The following is a 6,937-nucleotide window of genomic DNA, read 5'->3' on the forward strand; positions in this document are numbered from 1 at the left end:
GGGGAAATGGGGCGCGCCAGGGACCCGCACCGGGGAGAGGGGGGAGGAGGGGCGCCCCCCCCCCCCCCCCCCCCCCCCCCCCCCCTCCCGTCTGTCCGCGTGTAGCGGTCTGGCTGCGTGTCGCGTCAGTGCTGGGTGCCCGTACCCGCAGTCGTTCCCGCGTCCTGCGACCCGGCTTCGGACTGGTCCGTGCCCTTGTCCGTGCCCTTGTCCGAGGCGTTGCCCGACGGCTTGTTCGAGGAGTTGGCGGCGCCACCCTCGGTCGCGCCCTCGGTGGCACCCTCGGTCGCGCCGTCGTTGGGCTCACCGCTCGCCACTCCGGTCGGCTTCGAGTCCGGCGCCTCGGGGACCTCGGACGGGCCCCACTTCTTGAAGTAGCTCTCGGCCGGCACGACGAAGGTCTGCATCTTCACGTCGCCGGTCTTGCTGAAGACGAAGTTGACCGGCTGCGCGTTGCCGTCCTTGACGGCCTCGCGGCTGCTGGGCAGGACGGCGGAGGCGTTGTCCTTGCCGCCGATGACGACCGAGCCGCCGGCGGGGATGGTCAGCGGACCGCCGCGCTTGGAGACCTTGTCGTCCTTGGCCGGCGTGATCTTGGCCTTCTTGCCGGTACCGGTGACCGTGATCTCGTCCAGGGTCTGGTCGGTACGGCCGTTGTTGAAGACCGTGGCGGCGATCACCGCGGGACCCGTCGACTTCAGGTCGGGCTGGGTGATCACCATGGCGTTCTGGATCTTGATGTCGCCGACGGAGGTCGCGGCGTTGTCCGGCTTGATCTCGTGCGTCTGGGCGTTGTTACCGGCGCCGCACGCGGCGAGCGACGCGAGCGAGAACGCGATGGCGGTGGCGGCGATGGCGCCACGTCGAAGGCTGCGGCTCACGGCGGCGGCAACTCCTTGAACGAGGACGGGAGACGGACGGCCGTAAAGCCGTCCTAAGTATGTGTCAGCGGCCTTAGGTTACCGAGCCGTTCCCACGCCACCGCACCCGACCCGCCCCTACGGTCCTCGAGCCTCTCCCGGACCACTCGCGTCCCGCCGTGATCTTGCCCTGCTACCCGCCGTCTCCGGCCACACATGCCACTGCCGTCACTCTCACGCCATTGGCCTCTCGCTCACCATTCACATAAGCGCCGTCAAGGGTCATCGGAGCCCGTCCTGCGGATTTCCGGTAAGAAATGCATGGTGGTCCGGGGAAGTCCGGGGAATTGATCACTGGGGGCTCTTGATCAATTCCGGATTCACGTCGAAGGCGGAGTCGTACGTCTCTCCGATCGCCGAACGGAGTAGCGAAAGTTCACCTCCTGGAACCCGGCAAACCGGGACGTTCAGCCTCCTGGAGCGCTCTCGGAGGGCGTGTAACGGGCGCGTTTCTCCTTCCCCGGAGAGCCGCTCCCACCTGCGAATACCTCGCTCCGGAAGCCCTTCGCAGCACGTTCCTGTTGCAGTTGTCAAGCCCCGAGATGCGCCCTGACCTGCGAAAACGCCATTCAGAAGAGGCGGTTCTCGTGTTAGGATGGATAGCCACGGAAGGGGTACCTGTCACATGACGTTCAAGGTTGGCGACACCGTGGTCTATCCCCATCACGGGGCCGCGCTGATCGAGGCCATTGAGACTCGCCAGATCAAAGGCGTGGACAAGACCTACTTGGTGCTGAAGGTCGCTCAGGGCGACTTGACGGTACGTGTGCCTGCGGACAATGCGGAGTTCGTCGGCGTGCGTGATGTGGTCGGTCAGGACGGGCTCGACCGGGTCTTCGAGGTACTGCGCGCGCCGTACGCCGAAGAGCCGACGAACTGGTCCCGTCGCTACAAGGCAAATCTCGAGAAACTCGCTTCGGGCGATGTCATCAAGGTCGCGGAAGTCGTGCGTGACCTGTGGCGTCGTGAGCGTGAGCGCGGACTGTCCGCGGGTGAGAAGCGCATGCTCGCCAAGGCTCGCCAGATCCTGGTGAGCGAGCTCGCCCTCGCGGAGAACACGAACGAGGACAAGGCCGAGGCCCTGCTTGACGAGGTTCTCGCGTCCTGATCGCGTCCTGACATACGCGTACGCATATGTCGTGGCGCCACGAATGCCGCGGTGCCCGCTGACCCTCCATGGTGTCGCCGGGCGCTGCGGCATGTTCGTACCCAGACGCCACCTCTGAGACGTCACCCCTGAGGCGCAATCTCTGAGACGCAATCTCTGAATTCTGCCGTCGTGCTCGCGTCGTGCTCGGTGTTCCCTGGTGCCTTGTTCCCTGTGCCTCTGTTCCCGCTGTTGCTGTTCTGCGTGCGCGCCGGGCTCGGGCAGCTGTCGACCAGATGTCACGGAAGGGTCCGGTCAAGGGCTCGTGCCCGGCGTCGCTGTGGCCATACCCACCTCTCCCGAGCACACAAACCTGAACGGAAGCGATGTCTGAGGAATCCCGCACCGCGGTCGTGATCCCCGCCGCCGGACGCGGCGTACGGCTCGGCCCGGGCGCCCCCAAGGCGCTCCGCGCGCTGAACGGCACGCCCATGCTCATCCACGCCGTACGGGCCATGGCCGCATCCCGCGCCGTCTCGCTCGTCGTCGTCGTGGCCCCGCCGGAGGGCGCCGCCGAGGTCAAGTCCCTCCTCGCCGATCACGCGCTGCCCGAGCGCACCGACTTCCTGGTGGTCCCCGGCGGCGAAACCCGCCAGGAGTCCGTGAAGCTCGGCCTCGACGCCCTGCCGGACGGCATCGACATCGTCCTGGTGCACGACGCGGCCCGCCCGCTCGTGCCGGTCGACACCGTCGACGGCGTCATCGAGGCCGTACGCGAAGGCGCACCCGCCGTCGTCCCCGCGCTGCCGCTGACCGACACCGTCAAGCAGGTCGAGCCCGGCGACCCCAAGGAGCCGGGCGCGCCCGAGCCCGTGGTGGCCACGCCCGAGCGGGCCCGGCTGCGCGCCGTGCAGACCCCGCAGGGCTTCGAGCGCGACACCCTCGTCCGCGCCCACGCGACTGTCACCGACAACGTCACGGACGATGCCAGCATGGTCGAGCAGCTCGGCCTCCAGGTCGTCGTCGTGCCCGGCCACGAAGAGGCCTTCAAGGTGACGCGGCCCCTCGACCTCGTCCTCGCCGAGGCCGTACTCGCCCGCAGGAGGGCCAACGATGGCTTCTGAGAACCAGCCGGCCCGCATCCCGCTTCCGCAGGTCGGCATCGGCACCGACGTGCACGCCTTCGAGGAAGGGCGCGAGCTGTGGTGCGCCGGGCTCCTCTGGGAGGGCGAGAGCGCGGGCCTCGCCGGGCACTCGGACGGCGACGTCGCCGCGCACGCCGCCTGCGACGCCCTGTTCTCCGCGGCCGGCATCGGCGACCTCGGCGCGCACTTCGGCACCAGCAGGCCCGAGTGGTCCGGCGCCTCCGGCGTGACGCTGCTCGCCGAGGCGGCCAGGATCGTGCGTGCCGAGGGCTTCGAGATCGGCAACATCGCCGTCCAGGTCATCGGCGTACGGCCCAAGGTCGGCAAGCGGCGCGACGAGGCGCAGAAGACGCTGAGCGCCGCCGCGGGCGCCCCCGTCGCCGTGTCCGGCACGACGACGGACGGCCTCGGCCTCACCGGACGCGCCGAGGGCCTCGCCGCGATCGCCACGGCACTGGTCGTACGGGCGGACTGAACGACGTTACGGGCGGACTGAGCGCCGTACCGAAGGCGGGTGAAATGCCGCAGCGGCAGGGCGTGTTGGAGCAGTATCGGGGAACGCACCCCGGAGCAGCCCGACGCCGTCCACCGCCGTGCGGCAGACGCCGTCCGCCGACGTGCGGGCGACGACATCCGCCGACGTACGAGAGACGTCATCCACCGCCGTACGAGAGAAGAGAGGCACCCGCAATGGCCGCCGAACTGTCCGACAAGATCAAGGCCCTGCTCGACACCCCCGTCTTCGTCAACGTGGCCACCGTCCAGCCCGACGGCAGCCCCCAGGTCTCACCGGTCTGGGTGAAGCGTGACGGCGACGATCTGCTCTTCTCCACCACGCTCGGCCGCCGCAAGGAGAAGAACCTGCGCCGCGACCCGCGCGTGACGGTGCTCCTGCAGCCCTTCGACGCGCCCTACACGTACGCCGAGATCCGCGGCGAGGCGACGATCACCACCGAAGGCGGGCAGGACCTCATCGACGAGCTGGCACTGAAGTACACCGGCCTGAAGTACGCGGAGTTCAACCCGTCCTCCGCCGACGACGCCGCCCGCGTCGTCGTCCGCGTCACCCCGCGCAAGGTCGTCGGCCGTCTCTGAGGCCCTTCCGCGGCCTTCCCGGACCCCTCCCGCACCCCCGCATGTCACAGTTCCGTGCCCTGTTGACCCCAGAGGTCGCAGGGCACTGCCCTGCGACCACTACCCTGGAGTGGTGACGATTCGCCTGTACGACACCAGCGCCCGGCAGATCCGAGACTTCAGCCCCCTCATCGACGGCTGTGTCTCGATCTACCTGTGCGGCGCTACGGTGCAGGCGGCCCCGCACATCGGGCACATCCGCTCGGGCCTGAACTTCGACATCATGCGCCGCTGGTTCGCCCACCGCGGCTACGACGTCACCTTCATCCGCAACGTCACCGACATCGACGACAAGATCATCCGGAAGTCGGCCGAACAGGGCCGCCCGTGGTGGTCGATCGGGTACGAGAACGAGCGGGCCTTCAACGACGGCTACGACGTCCTCGGCTGCCTGCCGCCCACGTACGAACCGCGCGCCACCGGGCACATCACCGAGATGGTCGAGATGATGCGCGGCCTGATCGAGCGCGGCCACGCCTACGAGTCGGACGGCAACGTCTACTTCGACGTGAAGTCCTTCCCCGGCTACCTGGAGCTGTCCAACCAGGAGCTGGACAACCTGCTCCAGCCCTCCGGCGAGGGCGAGACCGGCAAGCGCGACCCGCGTGACTTCGCCATGTGGAAGACCGCCAAGGAGGGGGAGCCCAGCTGGGAGACCCCCTGGGGCCGCGGCCGTCCCGGCTGGCACCTGGAGTGCTCGGCGATGGCCCACAAGTACCTGGGCCGCGAGTTCGACATCCACGGCGGCGGCATCGACCTGATCTTCCCCCACCACGAGAACGAGATCGCCCAGGCCAAGGCCTTCGGCGACGCGTTCGCGCGGTACTGGGTGCACAACGGCTGGGTCACCATGAGCGGCGAGAAGATGTCCAAGTCGCTCGGCAACTCCGTCCTCGTGTCGGAGATGGTCAAGAAGTGGCGCCCGATCGTCCTGCGCTACTACCTGGGCACCCCGCACTACCGCTCGATGATCGAGTACAGCGAGGAGGCCCTGCGCGAGGCGGAGTCCGCGTTCGCGCGGATCGAGGGCTTCGTGCAGCGCGTCGTGGAGAAGGCCGGAGGCGTCGTCGAGCCCGCCGCCGAGGTGCCGCCCGCCTTCGCCGACGCGATGGACGACGACCTGGGCGTCCCGCAGGCGCTCGCCATCGTCCACACGACCGTACGGCAGGGCAATTCCGCCCTGGCCGCCGACGACAAGGAAGCCGCGGTGGAGCGGCTCGCCGAGGTGCGGGCCATGCTGGGCGTGCTCGGCCTCGACCCGCTCGACCCGCGGTGGGCAGGTGAGGGGGGCGACCGCGGCGAAGACCTCCACGGGGTCGTCGACACCCTCGTACGTCTCGTGCTCCAGCAGCGTGAGGCGGCGCGGGGCCGCAAGGACTGGGCCACGGCCGACACCATCCGCGACCAGCTCAACCAGTCCGGCCTCGTCATCGAGGACAGCCCGACCGGACCCCGGTGGACTCTCGGCCCGCGCTGAGCGTCTGACCTGGCGATGTGCCGCCCGGCGACCCGGGCGGCACACTTCATATACGTACGCAGTTCACGCAGTGCGCACTCACGCCGTACGAAGGCAGGCGCACGCATCACAGAGACAGGTAGGTCCATGGCCGCTAACAACCGCCGCATGTCCGGCAAGAAGGGCGCGCAGGTCGGCAGCGGTGGGAATCGGCGCCGCGGCCTTGAGGGCAAGGGCCCGACGCCGCCCGCCGAGGCGCGCAAGGGACACAAGAAGAACCGCATCGCCAGCGCCGCGGCCAAGAAGGCCACCGGTGGCCCCGGAGGCGGCGGCCGGCGTCCCGGTTCCGTGAAGGGCCGCGGCAAGGGCACGTCCGAGATGGTCGTCGGACGCAACTCCGTCGTCGAGGCGCTGCGCGAGGGCGTGCCCGCCTCGATGCTCTACGTCCAGCAGTTCATCGACAACGACGAGCGTGTGCGCGAGGCGCTGCAGCTCGCCGGTGAGCGCGGCGGCATCCACCTCATGGAGGCACCGCGCCCCGAGCTCGACCGCATGACCAACGGGCTCAACCACCAGGGCCTCGTGCTCCAGGTGCCGCCCTACGAGTACGCGCACCCCGAGGAGCTCGCCGCCGCCGCGTACGACAAGGGCGAGGACCCGCTGATCGTCGCGCTCGACGGCGTGACGGACCCGCGGAACCTGGGTGCCGTGGTGCGTTCGGCGTCCGCCTTCGGCGGGCACGGCGTCGTCGTCCCCGAGCGGCGTGCCGCCGGGATGACCGCCGGAGCCTGGAAGACGGCCGCCGGTGCCGCGGCCCGTACGCCCGTGGCGCGGGCCACGAACCTGACCCGCGTCCTGGAGTCCTACAAGAAGGCCGGGCTCGCGATCGTCGGTCTCGCGGCGGACGGCGACCACGAGGTCGGCGACCTCGCGGCGCTGTCCGGCCCCGTGGTCATCGTCATCGGCAGCGAGGGCAAGGGCCTCTCGCGCCTGGTCGGCGAGACCTGCGACTACCGCGTGCGGATCCCCATGCCGGGCGGCACGGAGTCCCTGAACGCCGGTGTGGCCGCGGGAGTCGTGCTCTACGAGGCGTCCCGCCGCCGGAGTTAGCCCTCAGGCCGGGGGGGGGGGGGGGGGGGGGGGACAAGGGGGGGGGCGACCCGCCCGGGGCCTGGCGAAGAGCCCGCCTCGGTTC

Annotated in this window: 7 protein-coding genes; 6 read left to right on the top strand and 1 reads right to left on the bottom strand. The window is 69.8% G+C overall.

The window, feature by feature from the left end; translation table 11 throughout:
- Positions 1 to 125: 125 nt before the first annotated feature.
- Positions 126 to 881, bottom strand: coding sequence for a copper chaperone PCu(A)C domain-containing protein (locus tag ACZ5CR_RS34575; protein WP_468864929.1), 756 nt, complete (start codon positions 879 to 881; stop codon positions 126 to 128).
- Positions 882 to 1,545: 664 nt separating this feature from the next.
- On the opposite strand from ACZ5CR_RS34575, the gene ACZ5CR_RS34580 reads away from it, so the two are divergent.
- The 6 genes from ACZ5CR_RS34580 to rlmB all read left to right on the top strand — a co-directional run bounded on the left by ACZ5CR_RS34580 (position 1,546) and on the right by rlmB (position 6,852).
- Positions 1,546 to 2,028: a CarD family transcriptional regulator gene (locus ACZ5CR_RS34580; protein ID WP_003953493.1), complete on the top strand. Its 483-nt coding sequence runs from the start codon at positions 1,546 to 1,548 to the stop codon at positions 2,026 to 2,028.
- A gap of 365 nt (positions 2,029 to 2,393) precedes the next feature.
- A complete protein-coding gene (ispD, locus tag ACZ5CR_RS34585) occupies positions 2,394 to 3,131 on the top strand; it encodes a 2-C-methyl-D-erythritol 4-phosphate cytidylyltransferase (RefSeq protein WP_468864931.1) in 738 nt (245 codons plus the stop codon).
- A complete protein-coding gene (gene ispF, locus ACZ5CR_RS34590) occupies positions 3,121 to 3,627 on the top strand; it encodes a 2-C-methyl-D-erythritol 2,4-cyclodiphosphate synthase (protein ID WP_468864934.1) in 507 nt (168 codons plus the stop codon). The genes ispD and ispF overlap by 11 nt, the downstream gene beginning before the upstream one ends.
- A gap of 215 nt (positions 3,628 to 3,842) precedes the next feature.
- Entirely contained in the window at positions 3,843 to 4,247 is a 405-nt protein-coding gene (locus ACZ5CR_RS34595; protein ID WP_389917176.1) for a PPOX class F420-dependent oxidoreductase, read from the top strand.
- A gap of 112 nt (positions 4,248 to 4,359) precedes the next feature.
- Complete coding sequence (gene cysS / locus ACZ5CR_RS34600; protein ID WP_468864937.1) at positions 4,360 to 5,763, top strand: cysteine--tRNA ligase; 1,404 nt, start codon at positions 4,360 to 4,362, stop codon at positions 5,761 to 5,763.
- Between the two features lie 126 nt (positions 5,764 to 5,889).
- Positions 5,890 to 6,852, top strand: coding sequence for a 23S rRNA (guanosine(2251)-2'-O)-methyltransferase RlmB (gene rlmB, locus ACZ5CR_RS34605; RefSeq protein ID WP_468864940.1), 963 nt, complete (start codon positions 5,890 to 5,892; stop codon positions 6,850 to 6,852).
- Positions 6,853 to 6,937 lie beyond the last annotated feature (85 nt).

This window comes from Streptomyces sp. NPDC031274 (genome assembly GCF_055570235.1).

Bases quoted from the DNA above. Each gene is read 5' to 3' on its own strand.
- ispF (WP_468864934.1), top strand. From the start codon at position 3,121: ATGGCTTCTGAGAACCAGCCGGCCCGCATCCCGCTTCCGCAGGTCGGC.
- ACZ5CR_RS34595 (WP_389917176.1), top strand. From the start codon at position 3,843: ATGGCCGCCGAACTGTCCGACAAGATCAAGGCCCTGCTCGACACCCCC.
- rlmB (WP_468864940.1), top strand. From the start codon at position 5,890: ATGGCCGCTAACAACCGCCGCATGTCCGGCAAGAAGGGCGCGCAGGTC.
- ACZ5CR_RS34580 (WP_003953493.1), top strand. From the start codon at position 1,546: ATGACGTTCAAGGTTGGCGACACCGTGGTCTATCCCCATCACGGGGCC.
- ispD (WP_468864931.1), top strand. From the start codon at position 2,394: ATGTCTGAGGAATCCCGCACCGCGGTCGTGATCCCCGCCGCCGGACGC.